This window comes from Arcticibacterium sp. GJ41-1 (assembly GCF_055808875.1).
The window spans coordinates 442,620-466,938 of sequence record NZ_CM147888.1 but is presented as its reverse complement, the minus strand read 5'-3'; the positions used below and the strand labels follow the sequence as shown (position 1 = coordinate 466,938).

Below are 24,319 nucleotides of genomic sequence, written 5' to 3'. Positions count from 1 at the left end.
TAAACCAATAAAAATAATTAGAATGAAAAATATATATAAATATACTGGCCTATTACTCATCAGCTTATTCTTTACTACAAGCTGTGATGAAGGTTTTGACGAATTAAATGTTTCCCCAACGGCCGTTACCCGTTTGGATCCAATGACGGTACTTAATCAAGCTATTTTATCTTGTGTGCCACGAGCTAATGTGTTACCCCTAGAAATGGCTTTTGTACAGCAAGTAGTTACTCCAAATAGTGGAGTAATAGCTGGTGGTAATTTTAATCAAATCAATGTAACATTAACTAATGCCAACTGGAACAATGGATATCTAGAACTAATAAAGCATGCCGCTGATGTTATTAACACGCTAGAAGGAGATACAGGAAGATCAAACCTTTACAATATGGCAAGAATTATCAAAGCCTACGGAGCCATGATAATTACAGATACACATGGTGACATACCTTACTTTGAAGCGGGTAAAGGTTTTCTGGGTGACATTACATTTCCTGTATATGATTCTCAAAGAGCCATCTATTTAGACCTCATAAAGGAGTTTCAAGAAGCTTCTGCCGGCCTAAACTCTGGAGGAGCCGCGGAATCTACTGATATTCTTTTTGGTGGAGATGTTAACAGATGGAAACGCCTTGGCAATTCTTTACTATTGCGTGCAGCCATGAGAGTTTCAAACAGAGAACCAGAAATAGCCAAAACAGCTATTGCTGCTGCAATAAGTGGTGGATTGATAGAAAGTAATGATAATAACTTTGTGATTCGTCATGATAATAATTATCAGAACCTAATTTCACAACCTCTTACCAGTAATGAGTCATCTAACTATTATATGACTGGTAATTTTGTTGATCATTTGAAGAACACAAATGACCCAAGGTTAACTGCTATGGCCGTGCGTTATAAGGGTTCAGGTAGTGGAACAGACCAAAATAATGCAATTGCAGGAAACGCTCCGGACATCACAATAACGTCAAAGCCTGAAGACCAATTTGGCCTTCCAATGGGTTATGAGAATACCACAGCAGCCATTTGGGCTACGGAAAATGGGTTTGCCAGTTTTTATGATTTGACTCAGTTAGATAGAACAAGAATGGCTAAGCTTACCGCCCCTTCTTATATGGTAACTTATGCTCAAACACAATTATTATTGGCAGAAGCTATAATAAGAGGTTATGCTAGTGGTGACGCCAATTCTGTGTTCAAAACAGCTATTGCTGCCAATATGGATGTGATCTCTAATGAGTATGAAAACACTAGCTTAAACTCTGCGGATGTAGATAGTTATATTGCGGCAAACTCTTTGGTTTCAGGTACTGAACTAGAGCAAATCAATACCGAATACTGGGTTTCTTCTTTTTTAAATGGTCCAGAAGCTTGGGCTAATTTTAGAAGAACTGGGTTTCCTATGCTAACCCCTAATCCTTTTCCAGCAAAGGACATACAAGGCGATTTTGTAAATAGACTACCGTACCCAGTAGCCGAATTAAGTGCAAATGCAACTAACCTTCAAGCAGCTATTTCTAGTCAAGGCTTTAATGGCAATGACGACATGGATGGCAAAGTTTGGTGGGATAATTAATAACTCTCTCTACCCTTTTCAAAAGCCATGGGGTCTAACCTCATGGCTTTATTTTCATTGTCTTTCTCAACACTAAATATTGTGTTCTTTTGGTCGATTAAAATCAGCTAATCAACGTAAAAACGCTGTTTTCTGAATATTTTTTTCGAAATTAAACACAATTTCAACCCTGAATAATTATATAAAACATGAAGCAAATTAACTTATGCCTCACCCTATTTTGTGCACTTATTGTATTTACAGGAAATGCCCAACAAATAGAATGGACACCAGAGCAAATCAAAACTTTTACGAGCGATTATCAAGGAGAACGCTCTAAAGATGGAAGACCCCACGTCTCCGACGCTCTTATTAAAAGATTAGCCAATGTCTCTACCGAAGAGGCTTGGGGCTTTTTAAGAAACAAAGGTTACCATAACCAGTTTGACGCAGGCTGGGTCATTATTGGCGACAAGCCTTTAGTAGGGCGTGTAGTGACTACGCAGTATATGCCTTCCCGTCCTGACATGGATGACAAAATTAAGGCCAAAGGAAAACAAGAAAACCGTGTAGGCTCTCCAAACTCATGGCCAATTGATGTGCTTCAAGATGGTGACGTTTATGTTGCTGATGGTTTCGGGAAAATTATTGACGGAACACTTATTGGCGACAACCTAGCCAATGCCATTTATGCCAAGTCTAATAATGGTGTAGTCTTTGACGCAGGAGCTAGAGACATAGAAGGTATCAGTAAAATTGACGGTTTTGTGGGTTTTGTAAGAGGCCTTGACCCTTCTTATATCCAAGGTGTAATGATGACTTGTATAAACTGCCCTATCAGAATTGGTAGAGCAACAGTTTTACCTGGAGATTTGGTTTTAGGAAAACGAGAGGGCGTAGTTTTTATACCAGCACAGTTTGCAGAAGACTTAATTATAAATTCTGAATTTACTGCTCTCAGAGATGAATTCGGTGTTTTAAGACTTAAAGAAGGCGTTTATACACCGGGTGAAATTGACATGAAATGGTCAGAAAAAATCAAAACTGATTTCTTAAGTTGGATAAAATCTAATCCTCAAAAACTTCAAATGTCTCCAAAGGAATTTGACGACTATATGAAAGAAAGAAACTGGTAATTCCCTACTCTGGGACTCTTAAATAAAATTACAATTCAACCTTTATATAAAATGAAAAATAATTTATTCGACAGATTTAAGTTCAAGGGAGAAATTCCTTCTGGGCCAAAAGTTCATCAAGCAGACCAAACTGCTCAAAAATTAGCTTCTGAAAATGGCAGTGAGCCAAACAAAGGAGACAACAGAAGAGACTTCATTAGAAAATCTGCTTTAGGAGGACTTTCCTTAGGTATGATGTTTAATGGTCAGCCTGATAAAGAAATAGAATTCCTTTCGCAAAAAGTGAAAAGGTCAAGCAGCCCTTCTGACTTAAGAATTACAGATTTAAGAATTGCTATTATAGCAAAAGCTCCAATGACCTGCCCTATTATCAGAATTGATACTAATCAGGGTATATCAGGCTATGGCGAAATTAGAGATGGTGCTAGTGCCAACTATGGTCTTTTTCTTAAAAGCAGATTACTTGGTAAAAACCCGTGTAACCCAGAAATGCTTTTCAAAGAAATCAAGCAGTTTGGAGGTCATGGACGTGCAGCAGGTGGCGTTTGTGGTGTAGAAATGGCATTGATGGATTTAGCTGGAAAGGCTTACGGGGTTCCTGCTTTTCAAATGCTAGGAGGAAAATACCGCGACTATATCAGAATATATGGTGACACACCAACCGTGGCTGACCCAGTAATTTTTGCTCAAAAAATGAAAGAGCGTCAAGACTTAGGCCTTACTTTCTTAAAAATGGATTTTGGTGTAGACCTCTTAAAAAATCACCCTGGAACGGTAGTGGGTGGTAATGCCATGGACTATACAAAACAATGGGGAAACCCTCCTAAAATGAAAGGAAACGCTAGAGCTTATGCCAACACTAAGCACCCTTTCACAGGAATTCAGCTTACAGATAAGGGGATAGAAATATTGGCAAACTACGTGCACGAAGTAAGAAAAGCGGTAGGCTATGAAGTTCCTTTAGCAGCTGATCACTTTGGTCATTTTGGTGTCAATACTGCTATTAGAATAGGAAAAGCTATCGAAAAATATCAGCTAGCTTGGTTAGAAGATATGATTCCGTGGTTTTATACTTCTCAATGGAAACAAATTTCAGATGCCCTAGACACGCCTACGCTAACTGGTGAAGATATCTTTTTGAAAGAGGAATTCATTAAGCTGATTGACGCGAGAGCGGTTGATTTGGTTCAGCCTGATTTAGCCAGTTCTGGTGGCTTAATTGAAACCAAGAAAATTGGCGATTATGCCGAAGAAAGAGGAATTCCTATGGCCATGCACTTTGCGGGCACACCAGTATCCTTCATGGCAAATATTCATTGTGCGGCCGCTACAGAAAACTTTGTGGCTCTAGAACATCATAGTTTTGATGTGCCATGGTGGGAAGATTTAGTGGACGGAATAGACAAGCCTATTTATAAAGATGGTTTTGTAAAAGTGCCTGAAGCACCTGGTTTAGGTATAGACCTTAATGAAAAAGTAGTGAAGGAGCACCTGAAAAGTGGCACCATGTATTTTGCCCCAACTACAGAATGGGATGAACTAGATAGCCATGATAGAACTTGGAGCTAAATTTTCATATCTTTTCACTTTAATAAGGCCCTAAAACTCTTTTATGAAAAATTATTTGTACACCATCGTCATCATTGTTTTGGTGATAATAGCTTACAATTTCCCCGAATACCTCATTGAGGTAGGTGGTATAAAATTGACGCTTTTAATTATTCCCGTACTCCAGATTATCATGTTTGGTATGGGAACCACCATCACCATTGATGATTTCTTGGGAATCTTAAGAACACCAAAACTCGTTTTGATTGGTCTCTTTTTACAGTTTATGATCATGCCTGTTTGGGGCTATGGTTTAACACAAGTTTTTGATTTCCCTCCAGAAATAGCCGCAGGAATGATTTTAATAGGAAGTAGCCCTAGTGGTTTGGCATCAAATGTCATGTCGCTTTTAGCTAAGGCAAACATCGCCCTTTCTATTACATTAACCATTTTTGCTACTATGCTGGCTCCCGTGATAACGCCTACGCTTATGCAGTGGCTGGCCGGTGAGTTTATTGATATAGACTTCTGGGGAATGATGTGGAGCATGTGTAAAATCGTTATTCTGCCTGTGGCTCTTGGTTTTCTTTTAAATAGGTTTGTACCAAATCAAATTCAAGCCATAAAGAAGGTTTTGCCACTGTTTTCAATGGCTGGAATTGCCTATGTTATCACCGTAGTTACTGCCGCAGGTCAAGCTTCTTTAGCCGCTGTAGGTGCCTTGCTTTTTGTGGCAGTGGTGCTACATAATTTAGGTGGCTATGCCTTTGGATATGGTGCAGCTAAGCTGTTCCGCTTAAACAAAAGAGACGCCAGAACGATCTCGCTGGAAGTTGGAATGCAAAACGGCGGACTAGCATCTGCCTTAGCCGTAGAAATGGGAAAAGTAGCCACTGTGGGCTTAGCAGCCACTATCTTTGGACCGCTGATGAACGTTACAGGCTCTATGCTTGCCAGCTGGTGGGGAAGAGAAGATAATCAAAAAGACCTATAAGAGTGTAAATTTTAGCCCTTCTAAATCACTAAAACCCCGTTTGGTTTAATTACCAAATCGGGGTTTTTATTTATTCACAAGTAAGGCTTTTCAGCTATCCATAGCGTCCATTTCTTTCTGAATAGTTTCGGTTATTATCTCCTTAATTTCTGATTTCTTATTATAAACAATGCCTAGCGTCAGCAGAAGCAAAACCAATATCACCACATAGCCATAAGGCTCTCCTAGCCAAACATTCAAACCGTAGGCAGCTAAAATCAAAGCAAAAACCAAGGCAATAGAACCCAAAATCATGAGTAAAATAACAAAGATTAGTTCTGCTACACCCCTTTCAGCCTTCTCCTGAATTTCTATTTTCTTTAGCTCAAACTTGGCTTCAAAAAGACTTATAACACTATCTTTTATTTCTCCTAGTTTTAACAAATCACCGATTGTATTTCTCAGTCCCATATCCTTTCTTTTTTCGGTTTTAAACCACGTCTACAGTCACCACAAACCTAACACTTTTAAACTCTTTTTGTGTATTGAGTTCGGTAATCTGCTCTCTTATAAACTTCTTGGTAGCAGCCATATTCAGTTTATTTTTCTCCAGTTTTATCCAAACATCAAAAATATACTGATTTCTTATTCGCTCCACCATGCCTCTTTCTGGCCCCAAAACCCTTTGTGAACCTAGTTTCTCTTGCAATACTTTTACCAACAATCCCGCAGCCTTATGAGACACCGTTCTTTCCACATGCTTGGTAGACACACTAATAATTCTAGAATAAGGCGGATATCTAAAGCCTTCTCGTTCTTTAACTTCGGCATGGTAAAAACCCTTATAATCTCCCTGCACCACATAGCTTAAAACAGGATGCTCTGGGTCACCAGTTTGAATAAGCACTTGCCCAGGCTTCTCTTTTCTTCCTGCCCTACCACTTACTTGTGTTAGCATTTGATAAGCTCTTTCGGCAGCTCTAAAGTCAGGAAAATGAATCATCTTGTCGGCATCAAAAACACCCACCAAACTTACATTATCAAAATCTAGCCCCTTAGAAATCATCTGAGTTCCTACCAGAATATCTACCTCACCTTCGCTAAACTCATATATAATTCTTTGATACGCGTTTTTAGCTCGTGTGGTATCAAAATCCATCCTCAACAAACCTGCTTCTGGAAATATCTCTTGCAGGTCTTCTTCTATTTTTTGTGTCCCTACTCCTTTAGATTTTATCTTAAGCGAATCGCACACAGGGCATGTTTTAGGAAGGCTCTCGGTATGCCCACAGTAATGGCACACCAGCGTATTTTCATACAAATGATGCGTCAAACTCACTGCACATTGATGGCATTTCCCTATCCAGTTACACTCCTCACAGTTCATGTAGGGGGCATAACCTCTTCTGTTTTGAAAAACAATAGTCTGCTCGTTTCGCTTAATTCTAGCTTCAATAGCCTCTAACAAAACTTTGCTAAAATCACTTCGTACCGAATCATTTTTCCGCTCGGCTTTCATATCAATAAGCTCAATAGAAGGCAATTTTGCATCACCAAAACGCTTATTCAACTCCACGAGTCCATAATTTCCATCTAAAGCTTGCGTATAAGACTCAAAAGATGGCGTTGCTGAGCCTAATAAAACCTTCGCTTTTTGTTTGTGTGCCAACATGATGGCAACATCTCTGGCGTGATATCTTGGTGCAGGGTCAAACTGCTTATAAGAAATCTCATGTTCCTCATCTACTATGATTAAGCCCAAGTTTTTAAAAGGAAGAAAAATAGAAGACCGCACACCCACCACAAACTGGTACCTGCCAGACAGCACACCCATGTAAACCTCCACACGTTCATTGTCTGAAAACTTGGAGTGGTACACACCCATTTTGTCGCCAAAAACTTTTTGAAGCCTACTTACTATCTGTGTGGTTAATGCTATTTCTGGCAATAGCATTAATATTTGCGAACCACTGTCTAGTACTTTCTGAATAAGGTCAATGTAAATTTCGGTTTTTCCACTACCTGTAATTCCATGAAAAAGTACCACCTGTTTTTCGGCAAACGATTCCATAATGGCATCCGAAGCCTCATTTTGATGTTCCGTGAGCTTGATTTCTTTCAGGCTATCGGTGTCAATGCTGTCAAAGCGAGAAACTGTAATTTCAAATTGCTCTAAAATCCCTTTGTCAATCAGTGTTTTTAAAGACGATGCTGAGTTCTCTGCTTCTTTAAAAAAGACTTTGTCAATACCGTGAAGGTTTTTTGACTCAATATCATCTATTGCCACATGGCTCAAATACGTCAAAATTACCTGCTGCTGCTTTTCACTTTTGCCCAGCTGCTCTATCAGCGACAGCACGCCAGTTTTATTTGCTAAGGAGGCCTTAAGCCTAATTTTCTTTATTTTTTTAGGAACATAACGCTCTTTTACTTCTTCATAAACGATGATGGCGTTTTTCTCAATAAGCTTTTTGACCAGTTTGGTAACATCTATCTCATTGATAAACTTTGACAAATCGGCATAAGAGATGGAATCATTTTCAGCAATAATTTTCAATATCTCCACCTCCATGGGTTCTAAGATATCTTCCCTATCAAAATCTGGATTTATCTGAATTCTAGATTCACTATTGACCTTTAGGCCAGACGGCAAACCCATATTCATCACTTCGCCAGCATGGCACATGTAATAATCTGCTACCCATTGAAAAAGCCAAAGCTGGTTTTCTGTCACTATTGGCTGCTCGTCCATCAATTCAGAAATGTATTTGGCTTTATATTTTTCAGGCGGTGTGCCATGAACATCAGAAATTATTCCTGTCAAAACACGGTTTCGGCCAAAAGGCACAATCACCCTGCTCCCTTTTTTGACATACTCCGTAAAGTGCCTAGGCACCCTGTAGGTGAAAGCCTGCGGAATGGGTACTGGAAGCAGTACATCCACAAAAAGTGTTTCTGTTGGAAATAATTCAGACATAGAAAACAAAGATAAAATATCAGGACGCCTTTTTAGACTGATAAGAGATAATTATCCCTGAAATAATAACGAAAGCAATTCCAATAAATGCTAAAGTGGAAGGTCTAGGGTCTCCCAAAAATATTCCGAAAATAACCGAGAAGACGATATTGCTAAAGCCAACAGCTGAAATAGTGCCTGCTTTGCCAAAGCTAAAGGCTTTGGTCAAATATATCTGACCTATCATGGCTGCTATACCTAAGACCAAAATCCAGAGCCAGTCTGAACCATGTGGCTGTACATATGCAGCTACTAAAAAATCTAAAGACGGCAAGTCATAAAACTGCCCAATTAGCATTGAAATTATTGGCAATAAAATTCCTGAAATCATAAATGAAAGCACTATGCTCCTACCATCGTAATACGCACTAAGCCCTCTAATACTCATATAGGCAAATGCTGTCAAAACGGCATTGGTAACCCCAATAATATGGCTACGCGTATTAAGCAGACCCGTTGACATTTGCGGAACAAAAATGAAACATATACCTCCAAAACCTAGTAACACCGCAAGCCACTCGTTTCGCCTTAATCCTTCTCCTGCTATAAAAACAGAAAAAACGGCTATAAAAATGGGATAGGTTTGTTGATAAGTAATGGCCTCTGCCAGACCAATTTGTGTAATACTATAAAAGAAAGTATACAAGGCTATGGTACCAATAACCCCTCTAAAGATAAGAAGTCCTGGCTTTCCTCCTACCTGAACCAAAGGTCTTTTCAATACTGAATAACCAATAAACACCACGCCAATAAGATTGCGGAAGAAAACAATTTCTACCGAACTGATAGAATCTCTTAAAATACGTGTACATGCACCTACCAGAGCAAAGCAAAAAGATGCGATGAGCATAAAAATGACTCCCTGTTTGACATTCTCTTGGTTCATGTGGGGCAAAAGTACAATCTCCCTTGCCTTTGAATCAATTTCTTCTGATATATCTCATAAAATGGCTTACATCTTTTATTTTTGTGCTACTACATATGAAAAAATTCTTATTCTTTTACTTTGGTCTTCTGAGCTTTACCTCATCTTTTGGGCAAATCTCATTGACATTCCCTGTGGAAAGGCAGATATTTCAGCGTAATAATTCCAACCAAGCTTATATTCAAATAAGTGGAAACTTCACAGCAGAATATGACAGCATTACTGCCAAGGTTTTTCCAAGAGTAGTAGGGCAAGGAACAACCAGTGCCTGGCAAACAGTTGATTACAGAGATAGCAAGCCATACTTTTATGGCAAAATATTAGCCCAAGGTGGCTGGTACAAACTAGGTGTAAAAGCTTATAAGAACGGGGTACAAATAGACTCGGTAGGAAGAAACCGAGTAGGTATAGGTGAAGTTTTTGTGATAGCAGGTCAGTCAAATTCTACAGGAACCACATCCACTTCTGGAGTAGGCCATGATTCTAAAGAAGATCGCTCCAATGTGATGCGTTACTCTAATAAAACCAACGACTACGATATGTTGCCTATTGGTTATTCGCCAATGAATGCTGACAGTGTAGCCAGTGACTCCGTTTATATTGGCCCTTTTCATAATGCTCCTTGGATTTGGGGGAAAGTATCAAGTGATTTAGTAACTGCTCTAAATGTACCCGTCCTTTTTTACGGTGCTGGCTTTGGCGGTACTTGGGTTCAACTTTGGGCAGAGTCCGCACTTGAACAACCTTTAACCAATCCAGAATTTTATATTAAGCAAGAGTTCAAACATCCATATGGAGCTTTAGCTTCCGTTGTCAGAATGTATGCTAGTTTAACAGGACTAAGAGCAGTTCTTTGGCATCAAGGAGAATCAGATAGTTGGACTCAAACATCACATTATCAAGGATGGTTAGAAACGGTAATTGCGAAAACTCGAGAACAAAGCGAATACCCAAACTTAGCATGGATGGTAGCAAGAGCCTCCTATAATGGTAATTATCATGGAAATGTAATTCTAGGACAAAATCAAACTATCAATGCTGATGGAAATGTATACGGCGGCCCAGAAACCGATAATATAGTAGGTGGGGATAAAAGATCGGATGGTGTCCATATGGATAGACCTAACGGATTAACCGCTCATGCTACCGCATGGTACAACTATCTCACAAATGGATTTCTAAGTAGTTCCACTCCTCTTTTGGCTTCAGATTTAATTGAATTAAACTTTACCTGCACCGTAGGAAGTCCTTTCTCTCCCATTAGCCTCAGCCCCACAGCAAGCTACGAAAGTTACGACTGGTCTAACAGAGAGAACACAGATGCAGAAGCTTTAGGAAATACTAGCGACTACGGAGCAGACTATACCGCATTGCCACCCACGGGCTACTTACGACCAAATTGGGGCTATTCTTCCAGTCCAGGTGTTATTGTAGGTACTGGTAAATATTCCCTTAGAGTTCGTAAAGCCACTTCTGGCAAAATACTTTTTAGTCCTATCGTTGATTTAAACACTTTCACACTTCCTACTAACCCTAGTTTTGTGACTTCGGCTAGTCAAGTACGCTCTGCAGATACCTTAACTCTGACAGGGAGTGGCTGTAATGGTATTTATACTTGGGGCACTGGTGCCAAAACCAATCCATTAGAAATTTACCCAACAGTAACAGCAGATTATACATTGGCTTGCAAAACCTTACATTGCTTAAGCCCATACACCGCTCCTCAAAATGTGGTGGTGTCTTCTTGTTTTAATAGTCCTTTAAGTTTGACCGGCGGCGTTTTAAACGCCCAAAGTCCTTATCAAACCCAGCAGTCGCTTCAAAGTGTTCAGAAACTAGCCGCTACTGGTAAAATTAATTACTCTGCTAATCAGTCTGTATTTCTTAACCCTGGCTTCGAAGTAAAACAAGGAGCAGTGTTTAAAGCTACCATAGAAAACTGTCCTTAAAATAAGTCTAAGAATTATTTACTTTTTCATATAGTATGCTTGCATACTATTATTTAATTGTCTTATATTTGTAACGGTATGCAAGCATACTATTATTTCGACAGATAACATTTCAATTCTATAATTCTATGACAGCGGTATCAGAAAAAGCGTCTTTAAAAGGTGGCGAGTTTTTAATAAAAGAAACATCTGCTCAAGATGTGTTCATTCCAGAAGAGTTTAACGAGGAGCAGCGTATGATAGCTGACACTTGTATGGACTTCTTAAAAACGGAAATTCACCCGATTTTAGATGAAATAGACGAGGCTAAATCACCCGAATTAATGTCCTCTCTTATGGACAAAGCTGGAGAGCTTGGTCTTTTAGGAACAGCAGTTCCTGAAGAGTATGAAGGTTTCGGAATGGACTTTAATACTTCTATGCTAGTAGCAGAAGTGTTAGGAAACGGTCATTCTTTCTCCGTAGCTCAGTCGGCTCATACAGGTATAGGAACCCTTCCTATCTTATATTATGGAAACGACGAACAAAAGAAAAAATATTTGCCAAACCTTGCCACGGGTGTTTGGAAAGCGGCCTATTGTTTAACTGAGCCAGATTCTGGTTCGGACGCTAATTCAGGAAAAACGAAAGCGGAATTAAGTGCCGACGGCAAAACGTATAAAATCAACGGTCAAAAAATGTGGATCACCAATGGTGGTTTTGCCGATGTTTTTATTGTTTTCGCCAAAATAGAAGACGATAAAAATCTTACAGCCTTTATCGTTGAAAAAACACATGGTGGTATCACCATGAACGAGCCTGAGAAAAAACTAGGTATTAAAGGTTCTGACACGCGTCAGGTATTTTTTAATGACTGTACTGTACCTGCAGAAAACATGCTTTCTTCTAGACAGAACGGTTTCAAAATAGCTGTAAACATCCTTAACATTGGTCGTATCAAACTAGGTATAGCCGCTGTAGGAGGTTCAAAAGGAATTATCAACAAATCTATAAACTATGCCAATGAGCGTAAGCAATTTGGTATTTCTATTGGTCGTTTTGGAGCCATCAAACACAAAATAGGTGAGATGGCTACCCAAATTTGGGTATCAGAAACGGCATGTTACAGAGCAGGTCAAAACATTGACGATTTAATTATCTCTTTTAAAGAGAGTGGTAAGTCTGATGCAGAAGCCAAACTGAGTGCTTTAGAGCAATTTGCTATTGAGTGTGCTATTTTGAAAGTGCATGGTTCAGAAGTATTGGACTATGTAGCCGACGAAGGTGTTCAAATTTTTGGAGGCATGGGCTACTCAGCCGATGCTCCTGTAGAAAGAGCATACAGAGACTCTAGAATCAATAGAATTTTTGAAGGAACCAACGAAATCAACAGACTCCTTACGGTAGACATGCTTCTTAAGCGTGCTATGAAGGGTGAAATGGATTTGATGGGACCTGCTCAAGAAGTTGCCAAAGAAATCATGTCTGTCCCTTCTTTTGGAGGAGACGATGATGGTGTTTTTGCGACAGAGAAAAAAGTGGTTAAAAACTTGAAGAAAGCAGTATTGATGATTGCAGGTGCTGCAGTTCAGAAATTCATGATGAAGCTTTCTCATGAGCAAGAAATACTGATGAATGTAGCCGATATGATTATCGAAGTTTATGCCGCTGAATCTGCCATATTAAGAGTAGAAAAGAAAATGAGCACCTCTAGCGAAGAGGCCGTAAGTTTAGAAAAAGACATGATGATGCTAAACCTTCACAAAGCAGTAAATAAATCTGCTTCAGCAGGAAGAGACGCCATCCAGTCTTTTGCCGAAGGCGACGAACTAAGAGTGATGCTAATGGGACTGAAAAGGTTTACCAAAATAGACCCTTTCAATGTGAAAGATGCTAGAAGAAGGATTGCAGAAACTTTGCTTGCGGAGAACAAGTACATCTTCTAAGAAAATTTTACCCCTTTTATAATATTTACAATACTTCAACAAACACAAAAAACCAGAAACCGTCCCGCCATTTGGCAGGGCGGTTTTTCCTTTTAACAGAACAGAGCCGAGATAGATCCCCTGTAGAGGCATATTAATTGGACCGTTGATTATAACCTGAGTTCGATTCAAAATCGCCTAAAGGTATATTCAATATTTTGTCACATTTTTTGCTTGAGGGCAAAAAAAACGCCAAAATGAGAGACAATTTTCATCTTAGCCGTGGGTTAAAACCCACGGCTATTAATATTACACCCCTAAAGGGGTTTTTAAAGTATCGTTATACTGAACTTAAGTTTATAATAAGCCAGGTTCGCTTATTCAAAGTTTTCTATTCATTTTGTACCCCTCTGGACACTTTTGAACTCACATTGAAAAAATAAAATTGAGATGGATGCCCTGTAGGGGCATAATGTTGGTAGCGATGGGTAAAACCCATCGTTATAATACCAAAGCTTTATTCATTTGGCGGGATTTTGGCTACCAAAATCCCGCCAAATATTAATTGAAATATAATTCTGAACCTACATGCTTTAAGCTTAAACCACAATATCACATCACCACGAAATAAAATGTATTAATTTCGTTTTTCATTAAAAGCGTTTATGTCAATATCCATAAAGAACCTTACTAAAGTCTATGGCACGCAAAGAGCCATTGACGGTATTAGTTTTGATATCCAAAAAGGAGAAATAGTAGGTTTCCTTGGGCCAAATGGTGCAGGAAAAAGTACCACCATGAAGATTCTCACAGGTTATTTAGAAGCCACAGAAGGAGAAGCCATGGTTAATGACTATTCTCTGAACACACAAGCCAAATTGGCTCAGGCCTCTATCGGCTATTTGCCAGAGCATAATCCACTGTATTTAGAAATGTACATTCGTGAGTTTCTAGAATTTGCAGGTTCCCTTTATAACATGAGTGGTAAGGCTTTAAAAGATAGAGTTGCAGAACTCATTGACATGGTAGGGCTTGACCGAGAAAAGCATAAGAAAATAGGTCAGCTCTCTAAGGGTTATAGGCAGCGTGTGGGCTTGGCACAAGCCTTAATTCATGACCCAGAAATTTTGATTTTAGATGAACCTACCACAGGTTTAGACCCAAATCAGTTAAGTGAAATAAGAAGTTTAATTAAAGCTGTAGGCAAAAACAAAACTGTCATTTTTAGCACGCACATTATGCAGGAGGTGGAGTCTATCTGTGAAAGAGTAATAGTGCTAAATCAAGGTAAAATAGTAGCAGACGAAAGCATAGCAGCCTTTAAAGGCATGGGAGAAAGTCTCGAAGCTACTTTTCAAAAACTTACGCAATCTTAAATAATGATTGAAATAAGAAACGTTCATATAGACCGCTATGTCACCCCACTGAGAGAGGGAGGCTCGCTACCAGCTATAGTAGATGCCGATGACGGCTTTATGTATGTTCTGAAATTTCGTGGAGCAGGGCAAGGCTGTAAAGCCCTAATTGCCGACCTTATAGGTGGTGAAATAGCCAGAGCCGTTGGGCTAAAAATGCCCGAAATGGTTTTTGGTAACCTACCAGAAGGCTATGGCAGAGCGGAAGCGGATGAAGAAATTCAAGATTTATTAAAATGGAGCGTAGGCCTAAATCTAGGCGTTCATTACCTAAAAGGTTCTATCACTTTTGACCCAGTCGTAAATACTGTAGATGCTCTTACGGCATCCAAAATAGTGTGGTTAGATGCATTCTTGATGAATATTGACCGTACCGCCCGAAACACCAATATGCTTATATGGAACAAAGAGCTTTGGCTTATTGACCACGGAGCATCTTTATATTTCCATCATAATCCGGAAAACTGGAAAGAACAAAGCGAAAAACCTTTTGTGCTTATCAAAGACCATGTTCTTTTGAAAAGTGCTTCTATGCTCGCAGAAGTCAATGATTTTATGCTTGAAAAGATAAGCACAGAACTTTTAGAAGAGGTAGTTAGTGTTATTCCAGAAGACTGGCTAGCATCAGACGACAATCTTAGCAGTAAACTTTATTTGGACTTTCTTTTAAACAGAAGAAAGCACTCTGATGTATTCTTAAAACACGCCATCGATGCCAGATAAGCACCTTTACGAATACGCCGTATTGAGGTTAATCCCATGTGTAGACCGTGGTGAGTCTATCAATATTGGCGTAGCTTTATATTGCAAATCGAAACGATTTCTTGGTTTTAAATATCATCTAGACACAGACCGCTTAAAGGCGTTCAACAAAGATATTGACCCCATTGAGCTTAAGGAGCACCTCCTTTCTTTTGAAAAAATATGCAAGGGAACGGCTGACTCTGGCCTTATCGGCGAACAAGACCAAGCATCAAGGTTTAGATGGCTTACTGCAAGACGCAGCACCATCATCCAAGCATCAGAGGTACATCCTGGCTATTGCCAAGAACCCTCGGAGGCTATTGAAAAGATTTACGCTAAAATGGTCATTTAAAGACTCGTCAGCTTACGCGGCTGTTCACCTGCTGCAAAGAGCGGATATTGGTCAAAAATAGTTCTGACTACACTACGGTAATAATTAATAGGCTTTTTGACTTTCTTGTTAAACACACCGGAAGCATATCCTCTCCAAATCAGCTTGCTACTTTCTGCATCTAATAAAGAAACAAGAATCATACCTCCACCAAAATTAAAATTTTGTGTTTTATAGGTATCGTCGTAGTCATACTTATTTACCCATCGGTTTAACGTAGGCTGAAAATAACCTTTGTATTCTACTCTTTCTTTGATGATACTATAGCTTACTAGCAGTCCTGGACCTTCGTCAGTTAGTTTATAACCTCTGGCTCTCATCTGCCTCCTAATGGCATCTTGAATTTCAGTACAGATAAAAGAAGTGTCTACTTCACAAGCTAAAAAATTATAGTTTCTATAGGTTGTAAAGTCTGTATCGTAACTATAATCGTTGTCAACCATCAGCTTTAAAGAGTTGCATCCAGCAAAACTAAAAGCGATTAAGGCAAAAAGGGGTAAGAGTTTTTTCATTCAAAAAGATTTTAAAGGTTTCAACATCTACGAGCATTCTTTAAAAAAGGATGCAAGTAGCAAATAAAAATAACTTGGAAAACCGTTAAAACCAAACAATTAGTCCAAAATGACCTAGCCTACATAATATAATAAGGCACTTTTCATTTCAGCTTTATTACATATTACATCGAAAGCACAAGAACCACGGCCATCAAGTAAGGAAAACCTCACTTTAGAACCTTTGTTTTTTTTGTCTTGTAACGTATGTTTCAAAATAGCAGGAATATACTCTGGCTTTAGTTTCACTTTGCCATAAACACTGAACACAAACTCCTCAATTTCGTCAAATAGCTTTTGGTCTATCATGCCTCTTTCTAGCGAAAGAAATGCTTCGCAAATCATACCTACAGCGATGGCTTCGCCATGCAGCAATCTATGTTTCGGACCTTTTTCTAAAAAGTAGGTTTCTACTGCATGACCTAGTGTATGTCCAAAATTTAGAATCTTACGCAAACCTTTTTCGGTAGGGTCAGCAGCTACTACTTTCTTCTTAATCTCAATAGAATGCTCTATCAAGTCGTCAAAGTTTTGCTCTTCAAAATCCAAACTACTTATCTCTTCCCATTTTTTTGCATCCTGAATTAAGCAGTGCTTTGTAATTTCAGCAAAGCCAGACCTAAGCTCCGCGAAAGGAAGTGTTTTCAAGAAAACAGAGTCAATCAGTACGGTTTGTGGCAATTGAAAAACTCCAATATGGTTTTTGAAACCATTAAAATCTATCCCTAATTTTCCACCCACACTGGCATCTACCTGAGCTAAAAGCGTAGTAGGAATTTGAATAAAATCTATCCCTCTTTTATACGTGGCTGCACAAAAACCTCCCATGTCTCCTATCACTCCGCCACCTAAGTCTATCATAAGAGCATGGCGATCCATATTGGCATCAGTCATGGTTTGCCATATCTTCTGACAAGTGTCCAGCGTTTTATGAGCTTCGCCGCTTTTGATTTTGACCAAAATATGTTTTGGCAAAAGGCCTTTTACTAAAGGATAGCAGTGTTTTTTGGTGTTTTTATCTACCAACACTATTACCTGAGAGTAATCTTTATCTGCCAAAAATGCTGGCAACGTTTCTGCAATAGATCCAATTTTTACTGACATGCTTATAAGTTTTTTCTAGAAGATAAATGAAAGGCCGAAAATCAAAAGAATTAAATAGAGTGGATATGTAAGGTAAAGTACCCCAAACCAAATGGAATCTGAAAATATAGTCTTACCGAATTTCTTTTTGACAAAGGCATCAATGGCTAAATAGAGCGGAAAATTAATGAGCCAACCAAAATAATGAAACGCATTTCTAAGAAAACCAACTGGCTTAAACGTATGGTCAAACAGGGGCTCCATTTTACTGGCTAAAGTGGCTGTAAAGTCTTTTGAAAAACTAATTTCCTCACTCAGGTCAAATGATTCTTTTTGCAATGGTTTTCCAAAGTTTAGGTTAATCCTTTTGCCAAACGTTTTAAATGAATCATAAGTAAGTACCACGGGTACCACCTGTACATCTATACCATCGTTCCAAGCTTTAAAAGCCATGGAAGCTGTTCCTCTTTTCTTGAGTGGCAATAGCGTTGTTTGATTTTTACAAATTCCTTCTGGGTATATCAAAACCTGCTTATTCTGCTTGAAAAGCTCATTACACTTTTCAAAAGTTTTGGCATTCTTAGCCATATTGCTTCTCCCCTCTGTAATACGCCACACTGGCAGCATGTGAATAACATTTAAGATTTTAGCTACCAAAGGTTTCTTAAAAGCATCTCCCCTAGCCAAAGCATACACATACCTTTTAAAAACAATATGAAGCACTATGGCATCATAGAAAGAATTGGCATGAGTTGAGGCAAAAAGAATCGGTTTGTCCTTAGGAACATTTTCAATTCCAGTGGTGTCCATTCTCTTTACAAAAAAGAGATTAACAAAAAATGCCTCAAAGCGTAGAAAGAAATATATAAAAGGAATCAAAATGTAGAATGCGTTAGTATTTACCTATTAGATGTCTTTGAAAATCTAAATCTTTAAATTTGGCTCAAAATTAACGATTTGAATGATAGAAGTTGCCCAAAACTTAAAGGATGTTGTCAATAAAATGACTCCCATTCTCAAAGAAATAAATGATAAATCTGCATCAAAGAGACCTGCCGAAGGCAAATGGAGTCCAAAAGAGATTTTAGGACATTTGATAGACTCGGCAAATAACAATCAAATGAAGTTTGTAAAGGCTATAGAATCAAAAAGTATAGATGTGGCAGGTTATCATCAAAATGAGTGGGTCGATATTCAGAAATACGAGCATTATGACTGGAATCAATTGATAGATTTCTGGGCTATGTTTAATCATCACATCGCTCATATCATTGAAAATGTACCTGTGGATGCTTTATCAAACGAGTTAAAAGTGGAAGGTGTAGGACCATTCACGTTGGAGTTTATTATGAAAGATTATGTGGAGCATTTGAAGCACCACATGAACCAAGTTTTGCCAGACTTGGGTTTGGACTCTGCTTTTAAGATGGTTTATTAAAGAAAATGAACCAGTATTGGATATGAAGGAGATAAGCGATTTGATTAAAAAAGATGGGTAAAAAAAGATTGAATTTCTGGGATGCTGAATATTTTATTGAAAGAAAGGAAAGAATTACAAATTTAGAATTCTCAAAAGAATTTATTGATATAGCCAGCAAAAAGTTAGAACGGAATTTTAAAAGTAAAACGGGAATTAAATCTCGTGGAAATGTAATTATTGAATTACCTTCGGCTTTTTTTAAGGATAAATTTTCATACTCCTCTGGGGATGTGTCAAAAATACAATGGGCTCTAATATTGTACGATTACTTTTATCCGGTAGAAATAAATTGGAGTTCAAAATCAGGTAGGATATATGTGCCAAGTGATATTGATATTGAAGAATCTGATATTATTTTTTGGTTTGAGGATTTGGACGCAATTAAAGTTCATGAGATTTTGTACCCAACCATTCAAAATCCTTTAAAACTCGATTCGTTGCATTTTGATTTAAATATTAAGAGTATGAATCAAAACTTAATAATCGATATTGAACCAAATATTGTAGGCGATTTAATATTATTAAATATTGAAAATATGGTTATCAGAGTTTTCCAAAAGTGGAATGAAAAAGCTTTAAAAGACTCTAATGATAAACTTGGTTTAGGCTTAATTCATAGCTGGTCATTTCATAAGGAAAATAATTTGGAAATTAGAGTGGATATGGGATCAGCAGATGTCACCGTGTTAAAAAAACTGCTTTTAGAGTTAGATACTCTTGATACAATAAAGGCTATAAATATTGAATAATGTCTTGTCTTGCAATGACTTTAAAATCCTCTCGCATGGGTATTTGCTCTAAAGTATTCAAAAACCAGCTGATTAATGAGTAATTTATAAACTATTGAAAACACCCCTCCGAAAAATTATCCACATAGACATGGACGCCTTTTTTGCGTCGGTGGAGCAGCGTGATAATCCAGAGCTGAAAGGGAAACCTGTGGCCGTAGGAGGCAGTGCAGAAAGAGGTGTGGTGGCAGCGGCTAGCTATGAGGCTAGGAAGTTTGGCGTACGTTCAGCCATGCCATCTAAAACTGCCAAAAGGCTTTGCCCTAATCTTATTTTTGTCAAGCCGAGGTTTGAAGAATACAAAAAAGTTTCAAATCAAATCAGAGAGATTTTCTTAGAATATACCGAATTGATTGAGCCGCTATCTTTAGATGAGGCTTATTTAGATGTGACAGAAAATCACAAAAACATTTCGCTCGCTACAGAAATTGCGAAGCAAATAAGAGAAAAAATAAAGGCAAAAACGGGATTGACCGCTTCAGCTGGAATTTCCTTTAATAAGTTTCTCGCCAAGACCGCTTCGGATGTCAATAAGCCAAATGGCATGTTTGTCATAAAACCTCATCAAGCAGAAGCTTACGTAGAGACCCTTCCTATAAAACGTTTTTATGGTGTAGGAAAAGTGACGGCAGAAAAAATGACGAAAATGGGAATTGCCACAGGCAAAGACCTCAAAGAAAAAAGCTTAGAATTTCTGGTAAACAACTTTGGCAAAGCCGGCCGATACTACCACGAAATATGCCGAGGAAAAGATAACAGAAAAGTAAACCCCGACCGCATCAGAAAATCAATAGGCGTAGAAAACACTTTTAGTAATGACCTGAACTCGCCAGACGAACTTTATGTGGAGTTAGATATTATTTTGGCTCAGCTCTGGAAGAGGGTAAAAAAAGCAAGGGCATTTGGCAAGACGCTCTCGATAAAGATTAAATATGACGACTTTGAGATTATTACTCGAAGCCGAACCTCCCAACTTTTAATTATGGAAGAACAATTTATATCTAAACAAGCCTACGAAATGCTAAATGCCCTTTTGCCGTCGCCAAAAGGCATCAGGCTAATGGGATTGACGGTTTCTAATCTAGAATTTGAAACAGATTTAGAAGGCCGCCAAATACCATTGGTTTTTAGTATTTAAAAGGAACTCCTCCCGCTAATACCTGCTGCGTTTTCTCATCAAACGTAACTTTCAAGCCCGTTCTATAAGCCGCATTAGACATCATCGTGGCAATAGAATGCTGGTATCCAGCTTCTATAGGTGCATTAGGAGTTTTTCTACTTCTTACACACTCCATCCAGTTTTTCACGTGATTAAGTGTAAGATTATCTCCTCCCGTATTTGCAGAAGTTTCTACTCGTTGACCCTTAATTTTAGAAGGTGTCAATAAGTTTGCCTTCATACCCATAGCAGATGCATGACGCTGCTCAAGACCACCTTCTGAAGAAATCTCGTTGGTATCAAGATTAATCATTCCACCATTAGAGTAGTAAAGCTCTTTAGTACCACCAGCTGAGTTAGAAAAACGGCTAGTAAACTGTACTTGGAAACCTTTTGACATATCATCTAAAGGACCATAATCAAAAACTACTGTTAATGTATCTGCATTACTTCTGCCATCTTGCCATTGGTAAATACCGCCATTAGCTACTACGCTTCTTGGGTGAGCTAAACCACTAAACCAGTGAACTGTATCAATTTGGTGAGACATCCACTGTCCTGGAATTCCAGAAGAATATGGCCAGAATAGTCTGTACTCTAAATATTTACGAGGGTCAAACTCCTCATAAGGTCTGTTCATCAAAAATCGTTTCCAATCTACATCAGACTCCTTAAGGTTTGCTACCAACTCAGGTCTTCTCCATCTGCCTGGCTGGTTTACATTCCACATAAGTTCCACCATCTTGATATCACCAAATTTACCAGATTTGATATAATCTGCTGCTGCGTGGTAGTTAGCCCCACTTCTTCTTTGAGAGCCTATCTGAACTATCTTTCCAGAATCCTTAACCGCTTTTAAAACCGCACGGTTATCTTCCATGGTTTCTGCCAAAGGCTTTTCTGCATAAACATCACATCCTGCCTGAACAGCTTCTATAGTATGTAATGCGTGCTGAAAATCTGCCGTACTAATCATAACAGCATCTACACTTTTAGAAGCGTAAAGCTCATCGTTATTATTATAGGCGGTAACCTTACTGCCTAGTTCCTTTTGTAAATATGCCTGACCTTCTGTTCTTCTTTTGTTCCAAATATCTGAAACGGCTACCATTTCAAAATTCATCTCTTTTTGTAGAGCTTTGAAGGAAGCTACATGTGAAGAACGGTGACGGTCAGAAAAACCAACGCAACCAACTCTTACGCGATCATTGGAACCAATAATTTTAGCGTAACTACTGGCTGAGATGCTTGTGGCCATTCCTGCCAATACAGATTTCTTTATAAATTCTCTTCTATTTGTATTCATAGGGTTGTTTTATTAAATAAGAATATTACAGTTTTCTAATTTTAAGATTTTTAAACCTTACTTCATCTCCATGATCTTGAAGCAAGATTGGACCTTCGTCTGCCGTACCAAAGTTTTCATACTTAGCATATTTACTTCTAGCTACTAAAGCATTGAAAATATTGCTCTTTCTTTCGTACTCTACCACTTTATAGCCGTTTAACCAGTGTTGAACAGTGTTGTTTGGCATTACTACTAGTCTTCCCTGATTCCACTCACCAATTTTTCTTTGAAAACGCTTATCAACCTTTGTAGATGGAATCAAATCATATAAAGAGGCCAATGTTCTATTACCAACCACTCCCATTTTAGCATCTGGGTGAAGTACATCATCTAATACTTGAAACTCAAGACCTATTCCAGACTTTCCGCCTGCATCAAAATCTTCGTTCACAAAATACTTTACACCTGAGTTTGCACCTGGTGTCAATTTAAAATCAAACACTAACTCAAAAGCACCATAGTTTTCTGTAGTAACAATATCATTTCCTGTTTCAGAACCATCAGACTTACTAATCATGATGTTACCATCATCTACAGACCATCTTTTACCAGTCATGTCTTTTCTATTAACACCTCTCCAGCCGTCAAAACTTTTTCCATCAAAAAGTAATTTATACCCTTGGTTTTCTTCTTGTGCTGAAAGATTATTGTCAATCAAGTTTACTACAGGAACCTCATCATAAGGACTAGCAACTAAATTCTCTGTCTTTATTCTGATGTTACGCCATTTTATTTGCTTTCCTGCTCTGTCGCTAGAGCCTATACCATGTACCTGAAGGGCAATAAACCCAGCAGCTGTTTCTTCATCAATAAGGTGAGAAACCGGCACTCCATTTACCCATGTTCTTAGTACAGAACCAATAGCCTCTATCCTATACGTATTCCAGTCATTATGTTTGAAAGCCTTCTTTGCTGGCTCATTCATGTTTGGAATATAAAGCCAGCCTCTTCTAGCTTCATCATAAATTCCACCAGACCATGCTCTGTCAGATGGATCTACCTCCATTTGATATCCATGTACTCTCCCTTTATTATAATCTGGAGAAGACAAGCTTCTGAACTGAACACCAGAATTCATTTCTTCAGCTACCTTTAAGTCTACTTCAAAAATGAAATCGCCGTATTCTTTATTGGTACATAAAAAAGAGTTTGGCGTGTTGGCTACTGTTGTTCCTACTATTTCACCATTTTCTACAGTGTATTTGGCTTCTCCGTTTTTTTGATTCCAGCCGTCTAAATTTTTTCCGTTGAATAGGGTTATCCAACCATCTTTTGATGCTTTTTGGGCCAAAGAACTAAAGCTAAGGCAACTCAAAAGCACGTAAACCATGCTTGTACTAAATGCTTTCATTGAACTATTATTTGATTTAATATGATATTATGTAACAAAAGTAAGGGAAATCTAATACTATTATTACTATTTAGTAGTATTTTTGGACAAAATATACTTAAAAAGTGAAGCCACAATTATTAAAAATATCAACGCCGTCTGATTATTCTTTCAATATTTTTGATCAAGAAGCGGCTTTTTTCCCTACACCATGGCACTATCATCCAGAAGTAGAAATAGTGTTTATGCAAAAAAGTGTTGGTGAAAAGTACATCGGTAGCAGCATATCAGATTTTGAGCCAGGAGATTTGGCTATGATTGGCTCTTACTTACCACACTATTATAAAAATACGCCAGAGTATTATAAAGAAAACTCTGGACTGCGAGCTAAATCTTTAGTCATTCACTTTAACGAAGACTTTCTTGGAACCTCATTTTTAGAGGCACCAGAAAATCTTCTCATAAAACAGCTTTTAGATAATTGTAAAAGAGGGGTACAATTTGGTAAACGTTTTGCAGAAGAATTAGAAGACGACTTATTAGGTCTTTCTGAAAAAGAAAACATGGACAGGCTCATTGCTCTCCTTTCTATTTTAAATAAAATGAGCAGAACCAAAGACTTTAAATTTTTAACCTCTGACCCTATTTATTTAAACAACCATGTAGACTCCGACAGAATCAAAAAAGTTTTTGAATATGTCATGCAAAACTTTAAGCAAGACATCAAACTTCATGAAATTGCTGGATTGGCAAGCATGAGCGAATCCGCTTTTAGTAGATATTTTAAAAAGCGAACCCGCAAAACTTTCAGTACCTTTTTAACAGAAATAAGAATTGAGCACGCCTGTAAACTACTTCAAAAAGACAAACATAGCGTTTCGGAGGTTTCTTTTGAAAGTGGCTTTAATAATCTTTCCAATTTCAATAGACAATTTAAGAGCGTCAAAAACACAACTCCATTAAACTACCGTTCTCGTTTTTTATCTTAAGACAAGCCTTAGTAAATCGCTTATAACCTGCT

General features: G+C 38.2%; 21 protein-coding genes. 13 read left to right on the top strand and 8 right to left on the bottom strand.

Annotated features, from left to right (window positions below; translation table 11 throughout):
- Positions 1–22: 22 nt before the first annotated feature.
- The 4 genes from AC0L6O_RS01995 (at position 23) to AC0L6O_RS01980 (ending at position 5,236) form a co-directional block, all read left to right on the top strand.
- Positions 23–1,579 (top strand): SusD/RagB family nutrient-binding outer membrane lipoprotein, encoded by a 1,557-nt coding sequence (locus tag AC0L6O_RS01995; RefSeq protein WP_473305910.1) that lies wholly within the window; start codon positions 23–25, stop codon positions 1,577–1,579.
- Positions 1,580–1,767: 188 nt separating this feature from the next.
- Positions 1,768–2,694 (top strand): RraA family protein, encoded by a 927-nt coding sequence (locus tag AC0L6O_RS01990; RefSeq protein ID WP_473305909.1) that lies wholly within the window; start codon positions 1,768–1,770, stop codon positions 2,692–2,694.
- Positions 2,695–2,745: 51 nt separating this feature from the next.
- Entirely contained in the window at positions 2,746–4,263 is a 1,518-nt protein-coding gene (locus AC0L6O_RS01985) for a mandelate racemase/muconate lactonizing enzyme family protein (protein ID WP_473305908.1), read from the top strand.
- A gap of 43 nt (positions 4,264–4,306) precedes the next feature.
- On the top strand, positions 4,307–5,236 hold the full coding sequence (locus AC0L6O_RS01980; RefSeq protein WP_473305907.1) for a bile acid:sodium symporter family protein: 930 nt from the start codon (positions 4,307–4,309) through the stop codon (positions 5,234–5,236).
- Between the two features lie 90 nt (positions 5,237–5,326).
- Here AC0L6O_RS01980 and AC0L6O_RS01975 read toward each other — a convergent pair whose 3' ends face one another.
- The 3 genes from AC0L6O_RS01975 to AC0L6O_RS01965 are packed head-to-tail and all read right to left on the bottom strand — an operon-like array spanning position 5,327 to position 9,081.
- A complete protein-coding gene (locus tag AC0L6O_RS01975) occupies positions 5,327–5,686 on the bottom strand; it encodes a phage holin family protein (protein WP_473305906.1) in 360 nt (119 codons plus the stop codon).
- 19 nt (positions 5,687–5,705) lie between these two features.
- Entirely contained in the window at positions 5,706–8,192 is a 2,487-nt protein-coding gene (gene priA, locus AC0L6O_RS01970) for a replication restart helicase PriA (RefSeq protein ID WP_473305905.1), read from the bottom strand.
- Between the two features lie 19 nt (positions 8,193–8,211).
- A complete protein-coding gene (locus AC0L6O_RS01965; protein WP_473305903.1) occupies positions 8,212–9,081 on the bottom strand; it encodes a DMT family transporter in 870 nt (289 codons plus the stop codon).
- A 131-nt stretch (positions 9,082–9,212) separates the two neighbouring features.
- Here AC0L6O_RS01965 and AC0L6O_RS01960 point away from each other — a divergent pair, with 131 nt between their 5' ends.
- The 5 genes from AC0L6O_RS01960 (at position 9,213) to AC0L6O_RS01940 (ending at position 15,520) form a co-directional block, all read left to right on the top strand.
- The gene (locus AC0L6O_RS01960; RefSeq protein WP_473305902.1) at positions 9,213–11,105 is read left to right on the top strand and encodes a 3-coathanger stack domain-containing protein; all 1,893 of its coding nucleotides are present in this window, start codon (positions 9,213–9,215) and stop codon (positions 11,103–11,105) included.
- Between the two features lie 128 nt (positions 11,106–11,233).
- Positions 11,234–13,030: an acyl-CoA dehydrogenase family protein gene (locus AC0L6O_RS01955; protein WP_473305900.1), complete on the top strand. Its 1,797-nt coding sequence runs from the start codon at positions 11,234–11,236 to the stop codon at positions 13,028–13,030.
- 644 nt (positions 13,031–13,674) lie between these two features.
- Complete coding sequence (locus AC0L6O_RS01950; protein WP_473305899.1) at positions 13,675–14,385, top strand: ATP-binding cassette domain-containing protein; 711 nt, start codon at positions 13,675–13,677, stop codon at positions 14,383–14,385.
- 3 nt (positions 14,386–14,388) lie between these two features.
- Positions 14,389–15,147 carry a HipA family kinase gene (locus AC0L6O_RS01945; protein ID WP_473305898.1) on the top strand — a complete coding sequence of 253 codons (759 nt, stop codon included), beginning with the start codon at positions 14,389–14,391 and terminating at the stop codon, positions 15,145–15,147.
- Complete coding sequence (locus tag AC0L6O_RS01940) at positions 15,137–15,520, top strand: DUF3037 domain-containing protein (RefSeq protein ID WP_473305897.1); 384 nt, start codon at positions 15,137–15,139, stop codon at positions 15,518–15,520. Before AC0L6O_RS01945 ends, AC0L6O_RS01940 begins: the two co-directional genes overlap by 11 nt.
- Here AC0L6O_RS01940 and AC0L6O_RS01935 read toward each other — a convergent pair.
- From AC0L6O_RS01935 to AC0L6O_RS01925, 3 genes are all read right to left on the bottom strand, one after another.
- Positions 15,517–16,071, bottom strand: a complete 555-nt coding sequence (locus tag AC0L6O_RS01935; protein ID WP_473305896.1) for a DUF4136 domain-containing protein — start codon at positions 16,069–16,071, stop codon at positions 15,517–15,519. The genes AC0L6O_RS01940 and AC0L6O_RS01935 overlap by 4 nt on opposite strands.
- A 114-nt stretch (positions 16,072–16,185) precedes the next feature.
- Positions 16,186–17,214 carry a 3-dehydroquinate synthase gene (gene aroB / locus AC0L6O_RS01930; protein WP_473305894.1) on the bottom strand — a complete coding sequence of 343 codons (1,029 nt, stop codon included), beginning with the start codon at positions 17,212–17,214 and terminating at the stop codon, positions 16,186–16,188.
- A 15-nt stretch (positions 17,215–17,229) separates the two neighbouring features.
- Positions 17,230–18,003: a 1-acyl-sn-glycerol-3-phosphate acyltransferase gene (locus tag AC0L6O_RS01925; RefSeq protein ID WP_473305893.1), complete on the bottom strand. Its 774-nt coding sequence runs from the start codon at positions 18,001–18,003 to the stop codon at positions 17,230–17,232.
- A gap of 151 nt (positions 18,004–18,154) precedes the next feature.
- On the opposite strand from AC0L6O_RS01925, the gene AC0L6O_RS01920 reads away from it, so the two are divergent.
- The 3 genes from AC0L6O_RS01920 to dinB all read left to right on the top strand — a co-directional run bounded on the left by AC0L6O_RS01920 (position 18,155) and on the right by dinB (position 20,599).
- Positions 18,155–18,631 carry a DinB family protein gene (locus AC0L6O_RS01920; RefSeq protein ID WP_473305892.1) on the top strand — a complete coding sequence of 159 codons (477 nt, stop codon included), beginning with the start codon at positions 18,155–18,157 and terminating at the stop codon, positions 18,629–18,631.
- Between the two features lie 53 nt (positions 18,632–18,684).
- Entirely contained in the window at positions 18,685–19,422 is a 738-nt protein-coding gene (locus AC0L6O_RS01915) for a hypothetical protein (protein WP_473305891.1), read from the top strand.
- A gap of 94 nt (positions 19,423–19,516) precedes the next feature.
- The gene (gene dinB, locus AC0L6O_RS01910; protein WP_473305890.1) at positions 19,517–20,599 is read left to right on the top strand and encodes a DNA polymerase IV; all 1,083 of its coding nucleotides are present in this window, start codon (positions 19,517–19,519) and stop codon (positions 20,597–20,599) included.
- Here the strand turns inward: dinB and AC0L6O_RS01905 are convergent.
- Both AC0L6O_RS01905 and AC0L6O_RS01900 read right to left on the bottom strand, forming a co-directional pair.
- Positions 20,589–21,926, bottom strand: coding sequence for a Gfo/Idh/MocA family protein (locus AC0L6O_RS01905; protein ID WP_473305888.1), 1,338 nt, complete (start codon positions 21,924–21,926; stop codon positions 20,589–20,591). The two genes, dinB and AC0L6O_RS01905, sit on opposite strands and share 11 nt — an antisense overlap.
- Positions 21,927–21,951: 25 nt before the next feature.
- Positions 21,952–23,319: a 3-keto-disaccharide hydrolase gene (locus AC0L6O_RS01900; protein WP_473305886.1), complete on the bottom strand. Its 1,368-nt coding sequence runs from the start codon at positions 23,317–23,319 to the stop codon at positions 21,952–21,954.
- 104 nt (positions 23,320–23,423) lie between these two features.
- Here AC0L6O_RS01900 and AC0L6O_RS01895 point away from each other — a divergent pair, with 104 nt between their 5' ends.
- Positions 23,424–24,287 carry an AraC family transcriptional regulator gene (locus AC0L6O_RS01895; RefSeq protein ID WP_473305885.1) on the top strand — a complete coding sequence of 288 codons (864 nt, stop codon included), beginning with the start codon at positions 23,424–23,426 and terminating at the stop codon, positions 24,285–24,287.
- The last annotated feature ends 32 nt before the right edge of the window (positions 24,288–24,319 follow it).

What these genes read in the sequence shown, in the direction of transcription:
- AC0L6O_RS01995 (WP_473305910.1), top strand. Translation starts at nt 23, where the DNA reads ATGAAAAATATATATAAATATACTGGCCTATTACTCATCAGCTTATTC.
- AC0L6O_RS01990 (WP_473305909.1), top strand. Translation starts at nt 1,768, where the DNA reads ATGAAGCAAATTAACTTATGCCTCACCCTATTTTGTGCACTTATTGTA.
- AC0L6O_RS01985 (WP_473305908.1), top strand. Translation starts at nt 2,746, where the DNA reads ATGAAAAATAATTTATTCGACAGATTTAAGTTCAAGGGAGAAATTCCT.
- AC0L6O_RS01980 (WP_473305907.1), top strand. Translation starts at nt 4,307, where the DNA reads ATGAAAAATTATTTGTACACCATCGTCATCATTGTTTTGGTGATAATA.
- AC0L6O_RS01975 (WP_473305906.1), bottom strand. Translation starts at nt 5,686, where the DNA reads ATGGGACTGAGAAATACAATCGGTGATTTGTTAAAACTAGGAGAAATA.
- priA (WP_473305905.1), bottom strand. Translation starts at nt 8,192, where the DNA reads ATGTCTGAATTATTTCCAACAGAAACACTTTTTGTGGATGTACTGCTT.
- AC0L6O_RS01965 (WP_473305903.1), bottom strand. Translation starts at nt 9,081, where the DNA reads ATGCTCATCGCATCTTTTTGCTTTGCTCTGGTAGGTGCATGTACACGT.
- AC0L6O_RS01960 (WP_473305902.1), top strand. Translation starts at nt 9,213, where the DNA reads ATGAAAAAATTCTTATTCTTTTACTTTGGTCTTCTGAGCTTTACCTCA.
- AC0L6O_RS01955 (WP_473305900.1), top strand. Translation starts at nt 11,234, where the DNA reads ATGACAGCGGTATCAGAAAAAGCGTCTTTAAAAGGTGGCGAGTTTTTA.
- AC0L6O_RS01950 (WP_473305899.1), top strand. Translation starts at nt 13,675, where the DNA reads ATGTCAATATCCATAAAGAACCTTACTAAAGTCTATGGCACGCAAAGA.
- AC0L6O_RS01945 (WP_473305898.1), top strand. Translation starts at nt 14,389, where the DNA reads ATGATTGAAATAAGAAACGTTCATATAGACCGCTATGTCACCCCACTG.
- AC0L6O_RS01940 (WP_473305897.1), top strand. Translation starts at nt 15,137, where the DNA reads ATGCCAGATAAGCACCTTTACGAATACGCCGTATTGAGGTTAATCCCA.
- AC0L6O_RS01935 (WP_473305896.1), bottom strand. Translation starts at nt 16,071, where the DNA reads ATGAAAAAACTCTTACCCCTTTTTGCCTTAATCGCTTTTAGTTTTGCT.
- aroB (WP_473305894.1), bottom strand. Translation starts at nt 17,214, where the DNA reads ATGTCAGTAAAAATTGGATCTATTGCAGAAACGTTGCCAGCATTTTTG.
- AC0L6O_RS01925 (WP_473305893.1), bottom strand. Translation starts at nt 18,003, where the DNA reads ATGGACACCACTGGAATTGAAAATGTTCCTAAGGACAAACCGATTCTT.
- AC0L6O_RS01920 (WP_473305892.1), top strand. Translation starts at nt 18,155, where the DNA reads ATGATAGAAGTTGCCCAAAACTTAAAGGATGTTGTCAATAAAATGACT.
- AC0L6O_RS01915 (WP_473305891.1), top strand. Translation starts at nt 18,685, where the DNA reads ATGGGTAAAAAAAGATTGAATTTCTGGGATGCTGAATATTTTATTGAA.
- AC0L6O_RS01905 (WP_473305888.1), bottom strand. Translation starts at nt 21,926, where the DNA reads ATGAATACAAATAGAAGAGAATTTATAAAGAAATCTGTATTGGCAGGA.
- AC0L6O_RS01900 (WP_473305886.1), bottom strand. Translation starts at nt 23,319, where the DNA reads ATGAAAGCATTTAGTACAAGCATGGTTTACGTGCTTTTGAGTTGCCTT.